The sequence below is a fragment of the Bdellovibrio bacteriovorus genome (assembly GCF_025558485.1).
GTDB lineage: Bacteria > Bdellovibrionota > Bdellovibrionia > Bdellovibrionales > Bdellovibrionaceae > Bdellovibrio > Bdellovibrio bacteriovorus_G.
On sequence record NZ_CP102930.1, the window covers coordinates 2197627 to 2220764 of the forward strand.

The 23138-nt window shown below is 48.5% G+C and carries 27 protein-coding genes; 12 read left to right on the forward strand and 15 right to left on the reverse strand.

Annotated features, from left to right (window positions below; genetic code table 11):
* Window positions 1–31 precede the first annotated feature (31 nt).
* The gene (locus EZJ49_RS10770; protein WP_262552121.1) at window positions 32–700 is read left to right on the forward strand and encodes a patatin-like phospholipase family protein; all 669 of its coding nucleotides are present in this window, start codon (window positions 32–34) and stop codon (window positions 698–700) included.
* Here EZJ49_RS10770 and EZJ49_RS10775 read toward each other — a convergent pair.
* The 8 genes from EZJ49_RS10775 to EZJ49_RS10810 form a co-directional block, all read right to left on the reverse strand.
* The gene (locus EZJ49_RS10775; RefSeq protein ID WP_262552123.1) at window positions 697–1737 is read right to left on the reverse strand and encodes an alpha/beta hydrolase; all 1041 of its coding nucleotides are present in this window, start codon (window positions 1735–1737) and stop codon (window positions 697–699) included. The two genes, EZJ49_RS10770 and EZJ49_RS10775, sit on opposite strands and share 4 nt — an antisense overlap.
* A complete protein-coding gene (locus EZJ49_RS10780; protein ID WP_262552124.1) occupies window positions 1713–3047 on the reverse strand; it encodes a hypothetical protein in 1335 nt (444 codons plus the stop codon). Before EZJ49_RS10780 ends, EZJ49_RS10775 begins: the two co-directional genes overlap by 25 nt.
* Before the next feature lie 175 nt (window positions 3048–3222).
* On the reverse strand, window positions 3223–3708 hold the full coding sequence (locus EZJ49_RS10785; protein ID WP_262552125.1) for a hypothetical protein: 486 nt from the start codon (window positions 3706–3708) through the stop codon (window positions 3223–3225).
* A gap of 200 nt (window positions 3709–3908) precedes the next feature.
* A complete protein-coding gene (locus tag EZJ49_RS10790; RefSeq protein WP_262552126.1) occupies window positions 3909–4829 on the reverse strand; it encodes an HTTM domain-containing protein in 921 nt (306 codons plus the stop codon).
* Window positions 4826–5437, reverse strand: coding sequence for a hypothetical protein (locus EZJ49_RS10795; protein ID WP_262552128.1), 612 nt, complete (start codon window positions 5435–5437; stop codon window positions 4826–4828). The genes EZJ49_RS10790 and EZJ49_RS10795 overlap by 4 nt, the downstream gene beginning before the upstream one ends.
* Complete coding sequence (gene scpB / locus EZJ49_RS10800) at window positions 5412–6884, reverse strand: SMC-Scp complex subunit ScpB (protein ID WP_262552129.1); 1473 nt, start codon at window positions 6882–6884, stop codon at window positions 5412–5414. Before scpB ends, EZJ49_RS10795 begins: the two co-directional genes overlap by 26 nt.
* 20 nt (window positions 6885–6904) lie before the next feature.
* Entirely contained in the window at window positions 6905–7903 is a 999-nt protein-coding gene (locus EZJ49_RS10805; RefSeq protein ID WP_262552130.1) for a segregation and condensation protein A, read from the reverse strand.
* A 104-nt stretch (window positions 7904–8007) separates the two neighbouring features.
* On the reverse strand, window positions 8008–8670 hold the full coding sequence (locus EZJ49_RS10810) for a site-2 protease family protein (protein WP_262552131.1): 663 nt from the start codon (window positions 8668–8670) through the stop codon (window positions 8008–8010).
* Between the two features lie 331 nt (window positions 8671–9001).
* Here EZJ49_RS10810 and EZJ49_RS10815 point away from each other — a divergent pair, with 331 nt between their 5' ends.
* Window positions 9002–10168, forward strand: a complete 1167-nt coding sequence (locus EZJ49_RS10815) for an acyl-CoA dehydrogenase (protein WP_262552133.1) — start codon at window positions 9002–9004, stop codon at window positions 10166–10168.
* A gap of 82 nt (window positions 10169–10250) precedes the next feature.
* On the opposite strand, the gene EZJ49_RS10820 is transcribed toward EZJ49_RS10815, so the two are convergent.
* A complete protein-coding gene (locus tag EZJ49_RS10820) occupies window positions 10251–11192 on the reverse strand; it encodes a PDZ domain-containing protein (RefSeq protein WP_262552134.1) in 942 nt (313 codons plus the stop codon).
* 128 nt (window positions 11193–11320) lie between these two features.
* On the opposite strand from EZJ49_RS10820, the gene EZJ49_RS10825 reads away from it, so the two are divergent.
* From EZJ49_RS10825 to EZJ49_RS10850, 6 genes are all read left to right on the forward strand, one after another.
* Window positions 11321–12775: a peptide ABC transporter substrate-binding protein gene (locus EZJ49_RS10825; protein ID WP_262552135.1), complete on the forward strand. Its 1455-nt coding sequence runs from the start codon at window positions 11321–11323 to the stop codon at window positions 12773–12775.
* Between the two features lie 20 nt (window positions 12776–12795).
* Window positions 12796–13992, forward strand: coding sequence for an EAL domain-containing protein (locus EZJ49_RS10830; protein WP_262552136.1), 1197 nt, complete (start codon window positions 12796–12798; stop codon window positions 13990–13992).
* 152 nt (window positions 13993–14144) lie between these two features.
* Entirely contained in the window at window positions 14145–14366 is a 222-nt protein-coding gene (locus EZJ49_RS10835) for a hypothetical protein (protein ID WP_262552137.1), read from the forward strand.
* 220 nt (window positions 14367–14586) lie between these two features.
* Complete coding sequence (locus tag EZJ49_RS10840; RefSeq protein WP_262552138.1) at window positions 14587–15330, forward strand: SDR family NAD(P)-dependent oxidoreductase; 744 nt, start codon at window positions 14587–14589, stop codon at window positions 15328–15330.
* Entirely contained in the window at window positions 15327–15716 is a 390-nt protein-coding gene (locus EZJ49_RS10845) for a 6-carboxytetrahydropterin synthase (RefSeq protein ID WP_262552139.1), read from the forward strand. The genes EZJ49_RS10840 and EZJ49_RS10845 overlap by 4 nt, the downstream gene beginning before the upstream one ends.
* Window positions 15713–16450: a pseudouridine synthase gene (locus EZJ49_RS10850; RefSeq protein WP_262552141.1), complete on the forward strand. Its 738-nt coding sequence runs from the start codon at window positions 15713–15715 to the stop codon at window positions 16448–16450. The genes EZJ49_RS10845 and EZJ49_RS10850 overlap by 4 nt, the downstream gene beginning before the upstream one ends.
* Window positions 16451–16453: 3 nt before the next feature.
* Here the strand turns inward: EZJ49_RS10850 and EZJ49_RS10855 are convergent, their stop codons facing one another.
* On the reverse strand, window positions 16454–17239 hold the full coding sequence (locus EZJ49_RS10855; protein ID WP_262552142.1) for a ferritin-like domain-containing protein: 786 nt from the start codon (window positions 17237–17239) through the stop codon (window positions 16454–16456).
* Window positions 17240–17480: 241 nt separating this feature from the next.
* Between EZJ49_RS10855 and EZJ49_RS10860 the strand changes: the two genes are divergently transcribed.
* Together EZJ49_RS10860 and EZJ49_RS10865 are read left to right on the forward strand one after the other, a co-directional pair.
* Window positions 17481–18179: a YebC/PmpR family DNA-binding transcriptional regulator gene (locus EZJ49_RS10860; RefSeq protein WP_262552144.1), complete on the forward strand. Its 699-nt coding sequence runs from the start codon at window positions 17481–17483 to the stop codon at window positions 18177–18179.
* 167 nt (window positions 18180–18346) lie between these two features.
* Complete coding sequence (locus tag EZJ49_RS10865; protein WP_262552146.1) at window positions 18347–18667, forward strand: hypothetical protein; 321 nt, start codon at window positions 18347–18349, stop codon at window positions 18665–18667.
* A gap of 68 nt (window positions 18668–18735) precedes the next feature.
* On the opposite strand, the gene EZJ49_RS10870 is transcribed toward EZJ49_RS10865, so the two are convergent.
* From EZJ49_RS10870 to EZJ49_RS10890, 5 genes are all read right to left on the reverse strand, one after another.
* The gene (locus tag EZJ49_RS10870) at window positions 18736–19605 is read right to left on the reverse strand and encodes a trypsin-like serine peptidase (RefSeq protein ID WP_262552147.1); all 870 of its coding nucleotides are present in this window, start codon (window positions 19603–19605) and stop codon (window positions 18736–18738) included.
* A 72-nt stretch (window positions 19606–19677) separates the two neighbouring features.
* Window positions 19678–20112, reverse strand: coding sequence for a SufE family protein (locus tag EZJ49_RS10875; protein WP_262552148.1), 435 nt, complete (start codon window positions 20110–20112; stop codon window positions 19678–19680).
* A gap of 6 nt (window positions 20113–20118) precedes the next feature.
* Window positions 20119–20931, reverse strand: a complete 813-nt coding sequence (locus EZJ49_RS10880; RefSeq protein WP_262552149.1) for a hypothetical protein — start codon at window positions 20929–20931, stop codon at window positions 20119–20121.
* Window positions 20932–20950: 19 nt separating this feature from the next.
* Window positions 20951–21754, reverse strand: coding sequence for a phosphatase domain-containing protein (locus EZJ49_RS10885; RefSeq protein ID WP_262552150.1), 804 nt, complete (start codon window positions 21752–21754; stop codon window positions 20951–20953).
* A gap of 80 nt (window positions 21755–21834) precedes the next feature.
* Complete coding sequence (locus tag EZJ49_RS10890; RefSeq protein WP_262552151.1) at window positions 21835–22305, reverse strand: hypothetical protein; 471 nt, start codon at window positions 22303–22305, stop codon at window positions 21835–21837.
* A gap of 252 nt (window positions 22306–22557) precedes the next feature.
* Here EZJ49_RS10890 and EZJ49_RS10895 point away from each other — a divergent pair, with 252 nt between their 5' ends.
* Both EZJ49_RS10895 and EZJ49_RS10900 read left to right on the forward strand, forming a co-directional pair.
* Entirely contained in the window at window positions 22558–22821 is a 264-nt protein-coding gene (locus tag EZJ49_RS10895; protein ID WP_262552152.1) for a hypothetical protein, read from the forward strand.
* Window positions 22822–22923: 102 nt separating this feature from the next.
* Window positions 22924–23118, forward strand: coding sequence for a hypothetical protein (locus EZJ49_RS10900; RefSeq protein WP_262552153.1), 195 nt, complete (start codon window positions 22924–22926; stop codon window positions 23116–23118).
* The last annotated feature ends 20 nt before the right edge of the window (window positions 23119–23138 follow it).

Here is a 23138-nt window from a genome sequence, read left to right on the forward strand (position 1 = left end):
CCTTTTTCCCTAAGCCTGTCCTCGGGATTCTTTGGCTATTTCGCCCATGTGGGTTTTGCTCTGGCTCTGGCTGGAGGAAAAAGGCCTGAAGCCCTCCTGCCTTAGCGGCAGCAGTGCGGGGGCTCTGGTGGCCGCGGGACTTGCCAGTGGTCGCTCTGCTTCCGAACTTAAAGAGATCTTTCTGGGAATCAAAAAAAGTGACTTCTGGGACCCGGCTTGGGGCTGGGGATTTTTAAAAGGTCAGAAGATCGAAGAGCTTTTAGGACAATATTGTGTCAGCACCTTTGCTGAAACTCATATCCCCCTTCATATCTCGGCCTTTAATATCAACAAACAAAAAACCACCGTGTTTACAAGCGGACTTGTTGCCCCTGCCTGTCGGGCCTCGGCCGCGGTTCCGGTCCTTTTTCATCCGGTGCAAATTCAGGGCGAGTATTTTTGGGATGGCGGCATTCGCGATCGCGCCGGAGTTCAGGGTGTACAAGCAAGTTCTCTGACCCCCGTTATTCACTATCTGCATGCTCAGGGCTTTATGAGTCGCATTGAAGATAAATATTTCTATGCACATCTGCACAAAAATCCATTCTTCTTTAAAAGACCCAGCCCTTACAAAATGGGGCCGGAAAAACTGGATAAAGGAAAAGAGGTTCTGGATCTTTTCCTTCACCAAACACAACAATGGCTTGAAGAAAAAATCTAGCTTTCTAAAACCTTTGCCAGGGCTTGTTTAAAAGTCTGCATCGAAAGACCTTCTGACAGGGCATCGAAACCGTGGGTGCCTTTGCTAAACCTTAAATAGCTGACCGGGACCTTCAATTCATGAAGATGGCTATACAATAAATCACTCTGCTGGATAGGCACGACGGGATCATTGCGGCCATGAACAAGCAAAGTCCGGGGCATCTCAGCGGTGCAGATTTGTGCGGGACTCATCGCGGATTTTAGATTTTCTTTTCCCGCAAACAAATTCCGAATCCAGCTTTTGGTTTTTAGGATATCTGAATCGGTGGCAGTTTCTTCCAAGGAAGAAAAATCTGTCACAGGATAAAGAGCCACCACCGCCTGCACCTGAGCAGGAAACTTTGCCGCCAGCATCAAAGCCAAATGTCCCCCGGCAGAACGGCCATAAAGCAAAAACTTTTGTTCCGCCCCATAGGCGGCGCTGATTTTTTTGAAGGTTTCTTCCACTGAAGCCATAATCTCTGGCAATAAATATTCAGGATGTTTTTTATAGTTTAATGAAACCATCTCGTAATCATGACATTTAAGAACATCCGCCAAATATGTTAACTGATCGGCACTTCCATGAATCCAGGCACCGCCGTGAATATGGATACAGACTCTTCCTCCCGGGGAAGGAAAAAATTTAAGATGACTCAGATCTTCACCTGAAAGCCGGTACGTCTCCCCTTGAGGGGGCCAGCGAAAAGGCCAGATGCCAACAAAGGCCTGATTGAGCTTCTGCATACCTGAAAGTGCGGGCAGGGAAATATCGCTGGAATAAAACTGACAAGACCGGGATTGAATTGAGTAGATGGCCAATCCAAGAAACCAGATAGCTGAAGAATCTATAAGAGTCAGGACGATGGCCAAAAAAACTGTGGCAAATCCCCACTCAGTCGCGAGAATTTGGGCGTACCAAAGCCATCCCCAGCGAATCCTTTTCGCCGGGGCAAATAAAAGGAAACACCAACCAAGGGCAACAATATGGGCTAAAGGACAAATACTTTCGAACATGCTCTTATCTCAATACTTAATGGTATTTTGGAGTAAGGCACCTTGTCCAAGTTAAAGATGTCGATTTGCGTTTTTCCACGATGGGAATTAAATGAATTCTCGGCCTGAAGACGGTTTCTTTCAATCCATTCATCCGGACGACTGCGATCAATAGCCGTATCCGGCACTTTTTCCACGGATTCCATCACCACTCTTGCCGGGATGGTATCAGCCGCAGTCAGATGTTCAATGATATTGGATTTCATGCGCACCAGATACACGGATACCCCCTGCTGTGACAGTTGATGCGCCATCTTACGAGCAATAACAAAGGCTCCCTCTTTCACCGTCATTGGCATTTGCCCGCCTGTATAAGGCAGCATCCCTTCCGGATAAACCGCCAGGCTGACGCGGTTATGGGATTTTTCTGTGATGTTTTTAGCTAAAATATCCAGACTTTCCTGAACCGGATTTGATTTAGGATCATTATCCACAACAAAGACCACGTCACCAGCTGAAACTGGCGGCGGAATGGGATAAACGGATTTTCTGGTCATGGTCACATGATGGTCGCTTCCCAAAGCCAAAGAAACCTTGCGAGCCAGAGCAATATCCATCAGTGGCTGATCATGATTTCCGATCAGAATGAAAACTGACTTTTCATTGGCAGGGAAAGCCTTTTTGGCCTCTTCAACACCGATAAGTTCATACTGTTTTGAACGCAGGAAATTTCCTTCATTCAAGGAATCCATCAGACCCGAAAGTGATTTTCGAGTGCAAAACCCCGCCAGAAGCTTACACACGGACACGGCGACTTTCTGTCCGGATTGAAAGACCTGATTGATTCCCATTCCTGCGGGCACCTCGATGGACTTGCCCTTTTGCAAATCAACAGAAATAGCATCCATATTACGCACTAAAACAGCCAGCTTCTTTTCTGCATTCTTCGGGGAAACCTCACTAAGGAAATCATGAAGCAGAACCAACTGACGATGAACTGCGATGGACAGGTTTGACTCATGATACACCAAAGCCTTGCGATCTTCCTTGGTTGCAGTTTTTGCCACGAAGCTTTTGTCGTAAAGGGATTTCAGCCTTTCAATCTCACCCCAAAGGGCTTTTTGCTGAAGTTTCAACGACTGACTCAGCTGCGCCTGTGCTTGCGGGGACACCTTCTGCACTTCCTGAACATAGTTTTCAAAAGAGATAATTTGATGCTCGGTCAGGCGCGCAAACTGATTCATCTTTTCAAAGTATTCCGGCGCTTCTGCAAATGCAGGTGAAACTAAAAAGCTAACAAGGCCTATAAAAAGAAAAATAATTTGTTTCATACCTCTAAGAAGTGCAATCCCGAGGCCAGAAAGGCACTGTCTCAAAGTGAGAAAACGACGATCACCTCAAACCAATTAGTCCCTGGGTGCGTGTTTTTTTAGAGCATGTCTAGTGATTGAAGAACGGACGTATTTTGTCGCACGGAAGAGGGCTTGCCGTGCCCTCTGGTTCGCTTTACTTGCTTAGATTAAAGATCGGCGCACCACGAGCTTCATTGATGACAACATTACCATCAGCATCGCGAGCCTGCAGATAAAGACGCAGGGAATGAACTGCGGGAGAGCCCAAAGAAGTGATGTTCAATAAAATATTAAACCTTCCATTGCGACAGGTACCATACCCCGAACCTGCCGGGGTATTGGAATTTAAATCTGTTACTGGCAATGGCGTTGGGCCGTTTAAAACAATAATGGAGTGAGAGGGGTAAGTGGACACATAACACTCACCCGTCAGTTCTGCCTTGGTGTCTGTGCTGGTCATATTGACATTGGGGTTGGACATTTGCAGCATCAACTCTTCGGACTTGGGTTCTTTACTGACAGTGTGTGCGCTGGAATCCTCTTTACGATCAGTCAAAAGCGAATCCCCCTGGATCGGCTGACAAGCCGTCACCAGCAGACAAAGACTCGAAAGTCCTGCTAAATACTGCACTGAGCGCATAAGTTCCCCCACTAAACTAGAATACCTATCTTCATCGGCAAACTAAACCATTGGCATAACCCCAATCTCAAAAAGACACACCAATTCAAAAAAAAATCCCCCACCCCCGTCCCAAACAGAGAAAAAAAGGTACCTGCTTACTTTTGCAGAAGCGGCAAGTCATGCAGGTGCCTTCTATGAACTAGCTTGTGATGAGGGGCTTAGGTGTCCGAGGTTCGGACTTTAACGCGAAGCTTCGGCAAAAGTAAGCAGGTACCTTTTTCGAGGAGCTGGGGGTCTAGGAAGAGGAAGTAGGTTGAGACCATGACTGTGGCGAATGGCATGAGGCCCATGAAGAGGCCGATGCCTGCATGGAATGACAATCCCAGCATAAGACAGATGTAGCGGGTGCGGTGCCAGACGACCATCGCCGGGAAGTAGATTTCAAAGAGGATGGTCACATAGCCAATCACCGGAATCACCCACGGGAAGTGGCGCAGGAATGAAAAATCCATTGTCGTCATCTGTGGGTTGGCCAGCACGCTCCACAGCGCAGTGCCATCCCACCAACTGCCACCTTTGAGTTTTTCCCATCCTGTATAGGCATAGATCACACTGATCTGAACCTGCATCATGCGAATCATCGCCGAGCTTAAAATATCCGACTGACGGAATTGGGTCTTAGGTAAAATCAGATTTTTAATACTTAGACGCTCACAGGACTGCGTGAACGACATGTAGAACAGGAACAAGGCTCCGATGATATCCGCGCCGAAATTCACGGCGTAGTTTCTTTGCAGGAAGCCCGCATTGATGATCCACGTGATCCACATCAACCAGCGCCCGCCGATTCCCAATGTCAGTAAGCCTAAGAAAATTACCAGTACAAGGTTCATGGCAAAATTCATGGAATCCGGCCAGAACATCCACATAAATAGCGGCCGTCCCAGTTCCGGCATCACCTTCATCGCCTGAACCCGCGGAATCCAACTGGAATCCGTGTAAAATTCCAGATTATAGAAACGTGTGATGTTCATATACAGCAAGGTCGCACACAACATGATCCGCATGTACGCCAGTCCCAGCAAACTCTGCGGAGCAAACCAGAACCAATCCCATTGAGCCCAGAGTTTCTTAATCATAAGCTCTCCTCGTCCATTCCGCCCTGACAGGAGACAGTTTCTCGCAAGGATTGAACTTCTTTGGACAGATCCTTCATACTCTCGTCCTGAAAGCGCACGGCTTGATCCAGAAACGGTATGGTTTCAATCACATGTTCCATCGTAATGGACACCGCCCCCGGGTACTGACGGCACAACCAAGGCCCCATCAGAATTCGCAACCTTTTCGCATCCAGAACCATATAGCGCATCAAGGCCCATTCACGTTTGTGGGTGATATTGGGAACATCGCGCTTGTCGTTCTGAACAGGGAAATAGCCCTCGACAGGATCGCGCTCTTCCAACGGTGAAGAGCTCCCGCTCCCCTCTTCACTTTCAGGCGCGTTTTCAGGCGTGATCTCAGGTTCTGGGTAATAAACGGTGTATTTCAGATACATCGGATGAGCGGGTTCCGGAGAAAAGAAATTCCAGCCCGCATTCAACCCGACGGTGTTGGCGTACGGGGTCACCACATTCGCGGTGACCCGCCCAAAGTAGGCTCCTACATTGGGCATAACCAACATCACAAAGATATTATAGACAATCCACAAGCTCAAAAGAGCTTTAAACAGAAGCTTCACCTTCTTCATCAATATCGTCTGCCTCGCCTAGGAAAGGCAACTCCTCGTCTTCGTCAGAAGATTCATCGTCAGAGTCAGCAAACAATTGATCGTCTGAAGCTTCATCCTGATCTTCGTCATTATCAAATGCTACGATAGCATCTTCCAGATCAGAATCCCCCCCGCCGGTGGATTCCATATCTTCTTCAGAGGCTTCCATAGCTGTCTCTTCAGATCCTTCTGCAGAGACTCCTTCGCCCGCCTCACCGTCTTCCATGGAAGCTAGAGGTTTTTTAGCGAAGGCGGCCGCTTTCTTTTCAGCAGCCAGAGCAACCAAGGTTGTACCCGCGGCCAAAGCCTCGTCGTACTTGGTCAGCCAGTTTTGATCACGAGTGGACACCGGCTCTCCGAATGCCAAAGCATCGCGGATGTTCTGTGCGCGTTCCTGATCGCGTTTTTCCGCCTGACGGCGTTTTTCTTCCTCGAAGAAGTTGCTGGTTGTCGCAATATCTTCAAGTTGTTCTTGAATCTTCATCAGTTCTTCTTCCCCTTGAGAGTAAGAACCAATGAAGGTTTCAGACATAGAGTCAGTAATCATGGCCAAAGTTGGTTTTTCTTCAGCCTGTTGTTCATCAATACCTTCGGGTAGCAACTCGTCGATCTGAGACAAAGTCGGAAGCTCTTTCAAGCTTCTTAGGCCGAAGATTTCAAGGAACTTTTTGGTGGTTCCGTATTGCATAGGACGACCTGGCAATTCGGATTTACCTTCAAAGCAAACCAGATTTTTTTCCATCAAAGCGCGCAGCAAATGTCCGGACTCAACGCCACGGATTTCATCAACCTCTGCTTTAACAGTGGGTTGTTTGTAAGCCACGATGGAAAGAACTTCCAAAGCTGGACCGGAAAGCTTGAATTGACGGGCTTTCAAAGTGCGCTTCAGGAATTCCATATTGTCGATTTTGGTGCGCAGCTGGTAACCGCCCGGAACTTCTTCCAGGGTCACACCACGACGGCCACCCGCGTATTCCACAGCCAATTGATCTAAAGCTCTGCGGATCTTGTCACCACGGATGTTGGTGCCTTTGAAAAGCAACTTCAAGGAAGCCAGACTGACCGGGCGATCCGAGGCAAAAAGAACGCTTTCCACGATGCTTTCCAGACGTTCTTCCTCAACAAATTCAACTTCTTCAATTTCAGCGGAATCAAAACCGTCAAGTTCAGTGCCATCCACGGAAACTTCGTCATCGGAAGCCGCTTCCATTTCAGCCACTTCGTCCTCGCTGACTTCAGGAAGGAAGCCTTCAGTTTCTTCCTCCTCTTGCAGGAACAAAGACGCTTCTGTATCCACGTCACCGGCAGCAAGTTCGTCAGAGGACTCTTCAGCGTCGGACATTTCCGCAGCTTCAGTTTCCACCATTTCAGAATCTTCGGAGTGATTTACTTCATCATTCAACAATTCGTCTTTTTCTTCAGACATGGTCCCCTCTTACACTTCCGTCACGTCATCTTTAAACAATTCATTTTCTGCAGCCAAGATTTCGTCGTCCGTGGCGATATCGTCACGTCAGCACCAGCGCCTTCAACCAGCTCTGTGCCTTCTGCAAGACCAGCACCCAATTCCATTTGGATCTGACTGTTTTCCTCCAACAGATCTTCTGCATCTGTCAGAAGGAATTCTTCGTCAGCGTCGATTTTCTTTGAATCTTCCATCATTTTGGCAGCCACCTGATCCGCGCCCATAGAGTCGTATTCTTCCACACGACTTAGGACGTCCGTTTCAATCGGCTTTTTCGTATCCACCCAGATATCAGAGTAAGCTTCGGTCTGATAAAGACCGACAAAACCCATTTTACCCAGCTCCAACAAAGAAAGGAAAGTGATCAGAGCCTGACGGGCACGATCTTCGGTCGCAGTCACCAGTTCCATCAAAGTGGTTTTCTGCCCCACGATCAAACGATCTTTGATTTCCAACACACGGCTGGAGATAGACTGAGCTTTTGCTGTCACCTGGTGAATTTTCTTTTTCACCGCACGAAGCATTTTGCGGTAGCTGGCGATCAAAGAGAACAAAGCATTATCTTCCAGGATGATTTCTTCTTCTTTTTCATCCAGGGATTCGCGTGTTCCACGCAACCACACATCACGCCCCACCAAAGGACGGTCATAAAGAAGCTTCGCGGCCTCTTGATATTTTTGGTATTCAAGAAGTTTTTGCACCAGTTCTTTACGTGGATCTTCGGCTTCAACGATCTCGCCATTTTCATCGTACTGAGGCAAAAGCATGCGGGATTTGATCTGAATCAGGGTCGCAGCCATCGCCACGAACTCCCCGGCCACTTCCAAATCCAGCTCTTTCATCAATTTGATATAATCAAGGTATTGTTTGGTGATCTCATGGACTTTGATGTCCATGATGTCCATTTCCTCTTTACGGATAAGGTAAAGAAGCAGCCCTAGAGGTCCCTCGAATTTAGGCAACTGTACTGTAATACTCATGAAAGATGGTCCCCTCTACCAATTTCATTAGAACGTTCTTCATTCGTTCCACAAGCCAAGCGGCGATAATTCAATCAAGCCGCCTGCACTAATTCAACAACTTTCTAAATCCCCACTCCACCCATCGCAAGACCGATCAGGCGTTCGGAGCTCCAAATAACCGGGCCCACCAAAAAGCGCAGGACACCCGTCAGAACCAACACCATCAGCACCATGCTGGTGATGTGTTCATTCTGTTCCAGCTTGTAATTCAGGCTGGCAGGCAGGAAGCGCGCCAGCACCTTGCCACCATCCAGAGGATGCACCGGCAAAAGGTTGAAGAAAGCCAGGAACATATTGGTCACAATAAACGTTTGCAGAATCGTGACCGCACCCTTGGCATATATCCCGAAAGAGTAGTATTTCGCCACCAGAGCAATCACAAAAGCACCCACACACGCCAGCAGAATGTTAGAAAGAGGCCCCGCCAGCGCAATCCAGAACATATCCACCCGGGGGTTCTTCAAATTGCGCGAGTTCACCGGCACCGGCTTCGCCCAGCCAAAAAAGATCGGCGAAGAGAAAATTATCGCCGCCAACGGCAGAATGAACGTTCCAATCATGTCCATGTGCGCCAACGGATTCATCGTCAGGCGACCCATTTGCTCTGCTGTGTTATCCCCACGAAGACGCGCCACCCATCCGTGCGCAAACTCGTGAAAGCACAGTGCAAAAAGAAAAGGAATAAAGTAAACGCCAATCTTGGCACCAATTTCCATCAAATCCATAGACCCTCACGCTAAAACACACCTAGACCCTTGTCTAGTGCGGCGAAACACTTGCACATTTAAAGTGCAATCAGTCTAACACAGCTTGTTAAGAGTAACCCTCTTGTCCTCTCAAAATCTTGAAATCATCCCCCAAAACAGATACGGTCATTCCGCTTTTCAAACACGCTTTAACAAGAACTAAAGCCACCAGCCAAAGGCTCCTAACTTAGGTCGGCACCAAGTTCCGCAGCAGTAGGTCCCAGCAGGACCACGTCCGCGAGGACTGTTCGCAGGGGCAGATCTAAGTTAGGAGCCTTTGGCTGGTGGCTTTCGATCGAAGGGAAATTTAATGTCTGATGCTCTAAATGCACGTCCAGCTCTAACCACACTTTCTGAAGACGAATTGGCTTTCCGTGACGCCGTAAGATCTTTTGCAGAATCTGAAATCAAACCTCACGTGACTCACATGGACGAAAAAGCGGCCATGAATCCAGAGATCCTGACGAAGCTTTTCGAAATGGGTTTGATGGGTATCGAAACTCCTGAAAAATGGGGTGGCGCTGGTTCCACCTTCTTCATGGCCTGCCTGGCTGTGGAAGAAATCGGCCGCGTGGATGGTTCTGTTTCTGTTCTGGTCGACGTACAAAACACTCTGACAACAAATGCCTTCCTTAAATGGGGTACGGAAGCTCAGAAAGAAAAATACCTGGGCCAAATGGCTACGAAATCCGTGGGCGCTTACGCTTTGTCTGAATCCTCTTCCGGTTCTGACGCTTTCGCACTGAAATTGAAAGCCGAAGACAAAGGTGACAAATGGGTTCTGAACGGTTCCAAGCTGTGGATCACGAATGGCAACGAGGCCAACATCTTTATCGTGTTCGCGAACATGGCTCCAGAAAAAGGCTACAAAGGCATCACAGCGTTCATCGTTGAGCGTGGCTTCAAAGGCTTCACAGTTGGTAAGAAAGAAGACAAATTGGGCATCCGCGCTTCTTCCACTTGCGAATTGTTGTTTGAAAACTGCGAAGTTCCAAAAGAAAACGTTTTGGGCGAAGTCGGCAAAGGCTACAAAATCGCGATTGAAACACTGAACGAAGGCCGTATCGGCATCGGCGCGCAAATGATCGGTATCGCACAAGGCGCCTACGAAGCGGCTTTGGGTTACGTTAAAGGTCGTGAGCAGTTCGGCAAACCTATTGCTCACTTCCAGGGCGTTCAGTTCCAGTTGGCAGAAATGCGCACAGAATTGGAAGCAGCTCGTTTGATGGTTTACAATGCGGCTCGCTTGAAAGACGCAGGTCAGGACTTCATCGAAGCGGCAGCGATGGCGAAACTTTACTCTTCCCGCGCGGCAGAGAAAATCACTTCCAAAGCGATCGACTTGTTCGGTGGTAACGGCTTCACGAAAGAATATCCGGTTGAAAAATTCTGGCGTGACGCCAAGATCGGTCAGATCTACGAAGGCACAACCAACATGCAATTGCAAACGATTGCAAAAATGGAATTGGATAAATAGTTTTTATTTTTCCCATCCCCAACAAAAAAAAAGCTGGCGAGGTACAACCTCCCAGCTTTTTTTATTCTATCTCCAGCCTATTTTATTGGCAGGCCATCTGCGCCTGAATCTGCGACAGAACCTCTTTTTCCCCACGCAGAAGTTTTAAAGGAACCTTCTTTAAGTCCTTATAAGTTGTCTTGTTAAATTCCGGTTTTTTGGAAAATTCACCGTAAGAATGCGAATCCACTTCCAGAACAAAATCCCCGGTGCGCATTCCGGCTTTTTCTGCCGGGGATTTTTTATCCACTGCGGTCACCAGATAATACAACTGTCCTTTCATCGCCACAGGCTCCACCGCAAACCCCAATCGAGGGATACATCCCGGCAGCCCCGCCTGCTTTTGTTCCTGCACACGGTCCCTTAAAGTTCCCAACCCTGCCAGCCAATTCTTTGTGAAATCCTGAATGGCACCAAGAAGTGCCTGCGTGCCGGCCAGACCACGCTGACGACTCCAATAGATATCCGTAGGACGATCACCATAGTTTTGTGCATAAACAGCCAAATAGAAATCACCGACCTTCTGATCCCCCTCAGCGCGTAAAGAATACGATGTGCCATCCACAAGAACCTGCACATTTCTTTTTACAGAAACAGTTCCGGATTCAAGTGGCAGCGTTGTTTCGGCCGACCCCAGTCCCACCGTCGGGAACGCTGTATCAAAACTGACTTCGGAATAACTAACACGCACGAAAACATGAGCTGCCACTTTTTCAGAAACCAGCTTAAAACCCACATCAACCAGTTGGTTTTCGATCTTCTTTTTCAGATCTTTTAGCAGAGCTTCCTCGGTGGTGCTGGAGGATTTATTGTCCACTTCCACAAAGGCACTGCGCCCGGAGACCATCGCCCCCTCCACCCAGCGGCCTCCACTTGGGATAGCCCCTTCGGTCTGAGGTATTTCAGCTTCTGGTTTTTTTAGGTTCGCACTTTGGCAGGCCGCCAGGGACAGCAGCAACATCAGCGATATAAGCAGTCTTAGCATAAAACCTCTTTCAAGATTTTATTCTGAGCAAGCCCCCTTCCCGAGGGCAAGAAGTTTGCAACGAAAACACAGGCATCAGGACGTTTTCCCGCTTCAATTCACCTGCTATCTCCGTTAAGATCAAGGACATGAAAATCATCCTTGCGCTTCTTCTGTCTTTTCCCCTGTTAAGTTATTCCGCCGACAAAGTCTTTCGTCTGCATTTAGCCACCGAACCCGGTAGTCTGGACCCGAACAAACAAAAGACCTCGGCCTCCAGCTATCTACTGGGAAATATGTATCGCAATATCTTCACCTTTGATGACAATGCTGGTCTGGTTCCGGATCTGGGCGGCAAGTGTTCGCGCGACAGGAAACAGATTCTGACCTGCAAACTGAAAAAGAACCTGCTATGGAGCGATGGCTCTGCCCTGACATCCGAGGATTTCCTGCGCACTTACAAAAAGCTTCTGGACCCGAAAACAGCGGCACCGCGCGCAGATTTGCTTTTTAAAATCAAAAACGCCCGGGATATTTACAGTGGCAAAACAAAGATGGGTGCGCTGGGAATCACCACACCAGATGCACTCACTTTGCGTTTTGAATTTCAGGAAGCAGATCCCGACTTTGAATACAATCTGGCAAGCTTCCTGCTGGCACCGACTAAAAGTGATCTCTCTGCCTATTCCGGCCCCTACAAACTGGCAGAATGGAAAAAGGGACAAAAGATTATTCTTGCCCCAAATAAGACCTATCAAGGGGGCCACGCCTCCCGCCCCGTGGTGGAATTTCTATTTATCGAGGAAGACACCGTGGCTTTGCAGCTTTACGAGAAAAATGAACTGCAATTCCTGCGTCGCCTGCCGACGCTCTTTATTCCCAGCCATAAAAAACGCCCGGACTTTCACTGGATTCCGGTCACACGACTGGATTATGTGGGGTTTGGCCCCGAACTGAAAGACCGCGAGGATCTGCGCAAGGCCTTTATTTATTCACTGAACTACGTGGAGCTACAGAAGATCTTTTCCTCTGAAGGACGTCCGGGCTGCGTGGGTGTACCTGACAACTGGTTCCCGACAAAAGCACCTTGTTACGATTTTGACCTGAAGAAACTGCAAAAGGGTCTTTCCGGCAGCACTTATACATTTATGTTTTCCAGTCTGGGCGGCGAAGATCACAAGCGCGCCACCGAGTGGATGCAAAATCAATGGATGAATCATGCAGGTTTAAAAACCCATCTTGAGGCCAAAGAAAATAAAGTCTATTTGCAGATCCTGCAAAGCGGCCCCCCAGCCCTGTTCCGTAAAGGTGTTTCTCCGGATCGCCCGACCTGTCTGGCCGCATTGGAAACCTTTGCCCCGGAAAGCCCCGAGAATTATTTCCGCCTGAAAGACCCGGAGTATTCGCGAATTTTGTCCTCACTTGCGAAAGCCAACAAGCAGGCTGAACAAAAAAAATGGTGTCAGGCGGGAATGGACTTCCTGATGCAACGACATCTGTGGATTCCCTTGGGCGGGATTCATTTCTCGATGCTGGTAAAACCGGAATTTACGGGCTGGAAAATCAATCAAATGAATCAGCTGGACTTGTCGAACCTGCACTAAAGACCCTATGATAAACATCTATGAATGAAGCAACTCAGTCCGTCGATATCCACAAAGACCAGATCATATTCAGCGAAGGTGATGAGGGCGACTGCGCCTATATTATCGAAAAGGGCCGGGTTCTTATTTATCTGACCAAGGACAAAGAGGAAATTCCACTTACCATTCTGGGTGAAGGTGAAATCTTTGGCGAAATGGCCCTGATCGACAACCAAAACCGTTCCGCCTCGGTACGGGCGCTGGAGGATGTTCGACTGGCCATTGTCACCAAACAACAAGTTCTGGAACGTGTTTCCACGGCCGATAAAGTGGTGCAGCTTCTGATGCGGGTTTTATTAAAACGCCTGCGCCGGAAAAACATGGGCGGCCCTGCCAGAATTTCTGAAGTGGAAATCGACAACTCCGGAGCCGGTGCTGACGGCACGCAAAGTGCTCTGGATCAAATTAAACTTGAAAATCAAATCTTCCAGGCCTTCCAGAACAAGGAATTTGAACTTTTCTATCAGCCGATTGTGAATCTGAAAACCAAGACAATCACCGGCTGTGAGGCCTTGCTGCGCTGGAATTCGCCTCAGCATGGTTTGGTTTCCCCAAACCTGTTTATTGATATTATTGAAAATTCCTCTATGGTGATCCCGATTGGTCACTGGATTATCAATCAGGCCCTGAAGGATTTGCGCACGATTCAGGATCAACTGCGCCTGAATAAAAAAGAAAAGATGTCCGATGATTTTATGATGAGCATCAACATCTCCGGACGTCAGTTCACGCATTCCGACTTCGTGAACAATCTGGAGGATCTGCGCGAAAAGCATGATCTGCAAACTCAGAATATCAAACTGGAAATGACCGAAAGAATCATGATGGATGGGGCTATTGCCCTGGATGCCCTGAACCAGTGCCGCAGCCTGGGCTATGCCATTTCCATCGATGACTTCGGAACGGGCTTTTCCGGTTTGCAGTATCTGACCCAGATGCCTATTAGTTTTTTAAAAATCGACCGCTCTTTTGTGATGAAGATTCTCAGCGATCCAAAATCCAAAGCCGTGGTGAGTTCCATCATCCACTTGGCGCATGCCATGGATATCGAAGTTATCGCCGAAGGGATCGAGCACCATGAAGAAGCTCTGGTTTTAGAGACTCTGGGTGCTCGTTATGGTCAGGGATATTTATTCTCCAAACCGGTGGATCTGGGGCGTTTCCTGAAGTTGATTTAATACGAATGCACACCCAAAAATAAGTCCGCAACTGTTTCATTTTGAGATCTTCCAAACTTGAGAAGATTTCCTAAAGTCCATTAGACCTTCGCCGATAAGTCTTATGTCTTAAGACAATTAACCAGCTTAAGATTTCATCTGGAGGTCACTCGATGGCTGACAAAAATTTTTCCAAACAGATTCCCAACAACGTTGTTTCCCTTGAATCAGCACGCTGCTGCGGCGAAGGCTGCAAAAAGAAATCCGAAAAAGCCGGCTTCTGCGCTGAGCACTTTGACTGGTTTAAAGCCGGTTTGATTACCAAAGAAGGCATGAAGGCGCCGGACTTCGACAAGAAGTACTACCATTATACGGCAGCCAAAAAAGTGGCTTAAAGCCGTTCCTATTTCGAATTCTTCCGTTAAGCCGGGTTTCCCACCCGGCTTTTTTCATTTGTAAGGCTCAGGGAATTTGAATAAGAAAGGCCCCAAAAATCATCAGGCCGACAAAAAAGAACTTTATTCCAATAGAAAACGCTTCGCGCAAGGACATAACTTCTCATCGGCCCCCTCCTTTGCTACCATAAGTCCAGTTCAAAAAACGGGAGTCCTTACAGTGAAAAAAGCCGCCCTTATCACCGGAGCCAGCAGTGGCATCGGAGCCGCCATCGCCATCGAATTTTCCAAAAACGGATACTTCGTTTATCTGATGGGACGCAACAAGGAGCGTCTTCAGAACGTGGCTTTAAAGTGCCGCAGCGGAGCCTCTATTGTTTCTTGTGATCTGTCTGATGAAGCTGCCCTGAACAAGCGCTTGGGTGAGGTTATCGGAGCCAAAATTCATCGCGTGGAATGCGTGGTGAACAACGCAGGGGTTTTTGAAACTCATTCAACGGAAGAAGGCAGTGATGAAATCTGGCGCCGTCAGTTTGAAATCAACATGCTGGGACCTTTGCGTATTGCCCGTGCGTTTTTCCCTTACTTTAAAGAACAAGGTGGCGGCAGCATTGTGAACATCGCCTCGACATTGGGGCTTCGCCCGGAAGGACCGACATCCGCTTATGCCGCCTCCAAGGCCGCACTGATCAACTGGACACAAAGTCTGGCTCAGGAAGGTGGGCCCTATAAGATTCGCGCCAACTGCGTGTGTCCTGGCATTGTCGATACACCTTTGCACAGCTTCCACGATCTTCCCGCCGAAAAGAAAAACGAAGTCACCGACAAGATGAAATCCCTGCAACCGCTGGGTCGCATTGGTCAACCCGAGGATATCGCCAAGGCCGCCTACTTCCTGGGTTCTGACCAGTCAGCCTGGATCACCGGAGCGATTTTGCCGGTCGATGGTGGGATTAATCTGTGATCCTAACCTTGAAAAGCCCCTTCAGTGCCGCGCACTTTTATTATCAGCCCCAATGGGATGAGAAAACCAATCTGGCTGAATTTGGCCGCTGCTTCACCCCGCATGGGCATGGACACAACTACACTCTGGAGGTGGGGTTCCATGTATCTGCTCAGGACTGGAAGCAGGAAAGGCCCCATTTGGAAGAGCTTTTAAATCAATTAACCCGGAAACTTGATCATGAACACTTGAACTTTGTGATTCCGGAGTTTAAAAACACCATCCCAACGACAGAAAATATTGCACTATACTTTCTGAACAAACTTAAAGAGCAGGTCAAAGTCGAAAGCCTTTCTTACCTTCGCCTTTATGAGATGGACACCATCTGGACGGAGATCCGCCTATGAGCGAAGACAATAAAGTACGCCTTTCCAAACTGATGGCAGAACGCGGAATCTGTTCACGCCGCGAGGCTGACGATTACATTTCCCGCGGCTTGGTGCGAGTCAATGGTGAGATCATCAGCCAACTGGGCACCAAGGTGGACCCAGATGTCAGCATCACTCTGGAAGCTCAGGCGTTAAAGCAACAAAAACGACTGGCGACAATTCTGCTGAACAAACCCATTGGCTATGTATCAGCCCAGCCGGAACCACCCTATCAGCCCGCGATCAAACTGATCACGGCCCAGAACCAATTTGGCCAATCCAAGCTGCGCCTGAAAGAGGAGCATTTCAAAGGACTGGCCGTTGCCGGACGACTGGATATTGATTCACAGGGACTTTTGCTTTTCACCCAGGACGGACGTATCGCCAAACGTATCATCGGCGAAGAATCCAAACTGGAAAAAGAGTATATCGTGCGCGTGGAAGGCAAGCTTCCGCCGGATAAGTTAAAACTTTTGAATCACGGTCTTTCTTTGGATGGAAAAAAACTAAAGCCCGCGAAGGTCGAATGGTTGAATGAAGATCAATTGCGCTTTGTCCTGCAAGAGGGAAAAAAGCGCCAGATCCGTCGCATGTGCGAACTGGTGGGCTTGAAGGTCACAGGCCTTAAACGCGTGCGTATTGGCAACATCCGCCTGGGAAAACTTCCGGAAGGCCAATGGCGCTTCCTGGAAGATGATGAAAGTCTGGATTAAGAATCAGGACTTCCGATTCAGGAAGTCCAAACGCAGATCTTCAAAGTACTTGATTTCCTCTTCCGAAAATCCAGCCTTGGTGCGCAGCACCCGATTGATCGGCTCCACCCGCTTCGGCAATCGCACACGCAGGGAGGCCATACGCTCCGGGAAATCCTGGGCAGCATCAATTTTGTTCTGACGGCAGATTTCGCGGTACCAAACCGAACCAAAGTTCACATGCCCGATTTCTTCAAAGTTGATCTGTTTGACGATTTTTTGAATCGTATCCTTACCGGCTGTGCCTTCCAGACGGCGGATCAAGGTGTCGCCCGCATCCAGACCACTGCCTTCCAAATAACGGTGCACAATCAAAATACGATCCAGCAAAGAGTCCTCAGCACTGACCGCACGCCACAAAGCGGAATGCACCGGCCAGTCCCCCCACTTGTAACCCAAGGCCTCAATACCTTCCAGACACATGCGCAAATGCTGGGCTTCACTGACGGTGACAGCAACCAGCTCTTCCCGGAAGCCTTCCGGAGCATCGGGATATTCCACCAGCGTGCGCAGCCCCAGCTCCATGGCCTGCAGCTCGATACTGGCCAGATCGTGCAGCATGCGGGCCTGCCCTTCCGGGGTGGCAAAACCTTTTTTGGGAGGATGTTCTTTGGGATGCAGCAACAAAACGTCGCGGGCCGGGTCTTCGGGCATATCCGTCCACGGCTGCTTTAATTTGAAAGCCGCCTCACATGCCTGTTCGATGGTGCCTATTTTTTCCCAGACATCGGGGATGGAAAAACTGAACATAGCCCCTTTTACATCCCGCTCCCATTCTTGCCAAATATATACTGATTTGCTGCAATATATCTCCCAAGGCGAAGAAGGAGACATATGGGTAAATCATGGAAAAACGCCGGTAAAGTTGAGAAAGCTCAACACATCGGGGATGGAAAAACTGAACATAGCCCCTTTTACATCCCGCTCCCATTCTTGCCAAATATTTCCTGATTTGCTGCAATAATAACTCCCAAGGCGAAGAAGGAGACATATGGGTAAATCATGGAAAAACGCCGGTAAAGTTGAGAAAGCTCAACAAAAAGGCCAAATATTCACCAAACTTGCGCGCGAGATTGCTGTTGCTGCAAAGGCTGGTGGCCCTGATCCCAATGCGAATGCCCGTCTTCGTATGGCTATTGATGCCGCCAAGAAAGTGTCCTGCCCGAATGATACGATCGACCGCGCGATCAAAAAAGGTGCGGGACTTCTTGATGATGGAAAAATCATCGAAGAGCTGACTTACGAAGGCTACGGTCCTCACGGTGTCGGCGTTATCGTGGAATGCCAGACCGACAACAAACACAGAACAGCGCCGGACATGCGCCATGCCTTCAAATCTCACGAAGGCAATATGGGTGAATCCGGCTCTGTAGCATGGATGTTTGATCGCGTCGGCCTGATTGAAGGCACCAAAGAAGGCACTTTCGACCCGGATGAAGAAGCCATCGAAGCCGGCGCCAATGAGGTTTCTGTAGATGAAGGAACCTATGAGTTCTTCACTTCTGCGGATGATTTGGATGCCGTTCGTGAAGCTTTGACCAAGCGTGGCTGGAAGATCACCACGGGTGAGCTTTCTTACAAAGCCAAGAACATCACAGAGCTTTCCGACGAACAAAGAAAAGACGTTGAGGAGTTCCTGAACTACCTTGACGACATGGACGACACTCACCGCGTTCACGCAACTATTTAAAAGAAATTTTTATTTCATAACCGCCTTAATAAAGAGGAGACCCGCAAGGTCTCCTCTTTTACTTTGATCCGGTGTCGGGACACATATTTTTCAGGCCCGATGGCTGTGTTAAAATAGATATACAAGCTCCCGTTTCAAAAAGGAGTCCTTCCACAAAGGAGGCCGTTATGAGACAAAAAGCTTTATGGATACTGGCCGCTTTGCTGATAGTTCCCCATCTGACCGACGGGGCTCCTTATCAGTCGGAAAGCAAAGACACGACTGGCAGCAGCTCCACCATGTCCGAGGACTTGAAACGCAAACCAGCCTCCTCTCAGAAGGAGTCTCCCCTGCTTCCCTGCCCCGGAGAAGCTGCCCGGGATAAACTGTCAGACATGGCCAGACTGGAAAGCACCAACCAGAATTGTCCGGAAGAAGGCGCTATCAAACGTCATCCCCTGGCTCCTTCCAATGTTCCGGACCCCGGAAGACCTTTGCGCTTCCAATAGAGTGGTGCTGAAAATAAAAAACCCACAGTGTGCGCTGTGGGTTTTTCTATCATCTGTCTTTAAAAGAATTATTTTTGCAGAGCTTTGATGATGTAAGAGATATTTGTCACATCTTCACCACGGCAGCCTTCATCAGCGCAACGGTTGCTGACAGTGCATTTGTTCTCTCGGTCATAAGAGAAATCCTGTGCACCACGAACCAGAATACCCACGACTTCGTTGGTCTTGGCATTGAAGACCGCAGAACCAGAGTTACCACCATAAGTGTCCAAGTTGGCCTGGAAGTAAGCACCATTCTGAGAACGCACTTTCGCACCATCAGCAATCTTGGTTGGCAGACCGGATGGATGACCCACAACGTAGATATCGTCTCCCGCTTCAACCGGAGTGGATTGCAACGTCAAAACACGGTGGCCACGCACAGGACGGTCCAAACGAACCAAAGCGTAATCCTGCTCGCGAGTGTATTCACGCGCCACGATCTCTTTACAGGAATAAACATCGTCTTCCGCCACGGACAGCGGAGCTCTTCTTTCGTCAATCATGCGATAACCGAAGACGAAAGCGTACTTGCCGCAATCAGAGCTGCTAATACAGTGACCGGCCGTCGCAATCAAATCCTCGCCCACCAAAGAGCCGGAACAGTTTGCAGCCGCTGGCTGGTCATAGAAAGGCTCGGAAGAACAAAGATTCATTTGTTTTCCATAGATTTTAGCATGAACTTTAATTTGACCTTCAGCCCCTGGAACCAGGGAGCTTTTAGGAATCAACGCCACTGTTGAATCGGCGATTTCACGAATATCAGAACGCTGAACCTGATAAACGTCCGCGCGATTATCTTCACCGTAAATGACTTTGGGAGTGATATTGACAAATCCAACTGAAAACGTAGCTGCAACAGCGACAGAAAGCGCCGCGACGAATGAATTCCTTTTCACGATTTCCCCTCCGAACGACCCTCTTGGTCATCCACCTTTACAAGTCTGTGTAAAAATACAGGGAAAAACAAACTATTTTTTTGTTTTTAACAAATAATCGAAAGCTGTCGCATACAGTTTGATCTGCTTCAACATGGAATGAAGACCGTTTGCCCGGCTCGGAGACAGATTTCCTTCAAACCCCAAAGCTTTTAAAAACTCCGGCGGTGTTGCCAGAACTTCTGCCGGAGTCACTTCGGAATAAACACTCAACACCAGTCCGACAAGCCCCTTCACGATCAAAGCATCACTGTCACCCTGAAGAACCATCTGCCCCTGTTCATTCAAGCTCGCAGACAACCAGACCTGGGACTGGCAGCCCTTCACCATGTTCTGCTCGGTCTTTAAAGACTCGGGCATTTCCGGCAGGCTTTTTCCCAAATCAATGATCTTTCTATAGCGATCCTCCCACTGGGAAAGAGCGGAAAAATCAGCAATCACTTTGTTTTGTTTTTCTTGAATGGTCATCTTAGTTTATTCACTTTTCAATTGGGGCAGGATGGTGAAAAGCTCCTCTTCCAAAGATTGCCCTTGTTCACCGATCAGTTCGTGGAATGCCCTTTTATCCATATTCGCCACGATCTCAAAGCTCTTTTTATAAAAGCCCTCTTGATCATCATAATACCCGTTCCAAAGCTCACGGGAGGTTTTTTCTGGCAAAACCCAGGACTTTTTTTCGGCCGCTGTGCCATCAAAGCGGTTGTGATAATCAAGTAAAGTCATAACTTGTCTTGGGGAAAAATCCAGCATCGCCAGAGCCTCTTCCAACAGGGCCAGCTCCACATACCAGAGATAATTACTGAACTTTTCCCAGAATTTCAGACCAGTTTTGCCATAAGAGCTTTTGCAAAAGAAGGTCGTACACACCACCCCGCGGTTGCGCCACACATTGCAGTTCTGAGTCTGCTTATTGTAGTATGGACACAGCCAGTCTTCGCGCTGACCGAAATCGCCTTCTTCGCGGTTGTTGAACTCGACCTGATACTTAACCGGGGCCACCATTCCAATCGGCAATGCATACTCCCGGCGCGCCATCTTGTCCCGAAGGATACCATGGGCCTGCGTTGAGGATTCATCCAGTAAAGTGGCCCCCACCAGATAGTTGGCTAAAAACGGATGAAAGGTGCAGCACTTCAGATCTTCGCGATAATGAATCTTGGCCTTGTTGCGTGGACGAGCCATCGCACAAGTGTCACAAGTGGCTTTCTTTTCCTCCGGAGAAAATTGCAGAATTTCTCGCGGCAGGATGTTTTCATAAATGCGGGGAAGCTGATATTTCAATAACATGTTTTTTCTTACATAAGCCTCAAGGACGGATCTTGCAGCGCTCAACCACGCGTTGCTTTAAGTTTTTCAACGGCGCAAAGCGCGCCACATCCGCATCCCATTTCCATACGAAATCACGGCAGTTCACAAAATACGGGAAGGCCACAACACCCTCCGCAGTGTAGTTCTTCTGGATCATGATTTCAGGAATCAAGGCATCCATCAAAATATCCACAGAGGAGGTTTTCAAAATTCCGGCCTTTTCCAGCTCAACCGCCACTTCAATCGGCGTTACAAAGCCCACCTGACCTGTTTGCAACGAGGAATCCACGACCATAAAGGACGTTTTGGAATAAACCACGCGGATAAACTGATGAAAGCGAATGCCTTTATTGGAAAACTCTTCCGAGATTTGCTGATAGACCTCAGCGTCCTGCTCGCCGTTGTCCCCCAGAAAGATCACCGTGTCGGGACGCACCCGGTTCATCACGTCTCTCAATGAGTAGAGCTTGTGCACATCAGAATCATAGTTGGTGCGGTTGATGTACTGGCCTTCCGGAAAACCACCGTTCAGCAAAAATTTGCGGTGCGTGCGCCCCATCAGCCAATTCGGTGCGCGGGACAGATAAACAATTTCCAGATCCGGCTGATCCTGATCAATCATCTGGTAAAGCTCGCTCATTCCCAAAAAACGGCTTTGCGAATCAAAGGCATAACGGGCCGCTTCGGAAAAATCTTTAACATGCGCAAGCTTAATGGTGTCGTCGATATCACTGACCAGAAGAGTCTTCGCTTCCGTCGAAAGGCTGAGCAAAAGCAGAACAAAAGCAATCCATGTTTTCATCAGGTCAAACCTCCTCTTTGGCAGGAGGTTTTATAACACATTAGCCCCTTTGCCGAGGGCCTTTTTCTGTAAACCTTGTATTAAACACCCTGAGCGTCGAATTTCATGACAAAGCGCTCAGGCGTGGCCTCGATCTGAAACAGACCATCGCCATCCTTGAAGGACAGGCGGCCATTTTCCGTGTGGAATTGCTCAAACAGAGCACGGGCCTGTTCGCCCCGAGCATCGAAATAAGCTTTCCCCGGCGCAATACGCCCCAGAGCGGACTTGTGAATATAAATGGCACAGTGATAATTATTTTCACCTTTGCGGGCACAGATGAAATTCAGCACTTTCTGAGGGGATTCCAGCACCTTCCCGCGGCCAATCATCGAATCTTGTTCGGGGCGGTCCATGGCCTCAAAAAGTATCTGAGGGGAGCTGTCGTTGGAACCATCATACATCACTGAAGCGATATTCACGATAAACTGCATTCCCAAAAACTGCCCGCGAGTCCCGGCAAAGGAGGCCGAAACCGAAAGCATCATCAAGACAAAAAGAAGAATTCTCACCAGACACGTCCTTGTTTGTGATTTTGAGTTCTTTTCAAGCTTAAGCAGTGTCTAAAAGTTTATCAACCGCATTCCCCTTCATGTCACCTGTCGAATTTCTGCATACCCCTTTGATACGACTCACCTTGAGACTATTTTCGCAAGTATTATCAATATCTTACAAACCCCTTTAGCACCCTCGCCCCGAAGGGCCCTGGCCCACCCCTTGCTCTATGTAAAAGTAACGAAACAAACCTGATAACAGGGGGACTTATGAAGACCATCATCACTATCGCAATCCTGGCTTTTTCCTGCACTTCCTTTGCATGGAGCAGCCGCGATGTTGCTTCTAAAGAGTACACCTTCAAATACAAAATGGCTGGCCAAAGTCTGGAACTCAGAAGATCCGCCGGCAGCTACGAGGAAGCCTACGAACAAGCCGCTCAACAGTGCTTCAACTTCTACAAAGGCACTGGAAAGGTCTCTGAAGACCGTGGTCTGGACATCATCGACGTCTGCGCCAACCCACGCTCCTAAAGACGCACCGCTTCGGAAAAAGTAAGCAGGTACCTTTTGGGGTCTTGCTGTTACTGGGGAGGTCGCTTATATTGAATGGGCAATCTAAGGAGCGGTTTTATAATGGGAATTCTTAAATCCATCGGTCAATTTCTAGTTGGTAAAGATCCGGATATCTTTGATGAAAAGGGTCAGGTCTCTCACAAACTTCCTAAAAAAACCTGGGAAATGTGGCACAACCGCACGAAAACAGACCCTCAGTATAACTGGCGTAACCACACTGGCATTACCGGTGCGGCAAAAAAGAAAAATAACTAAATTCTCTGCCAAATGAAAGA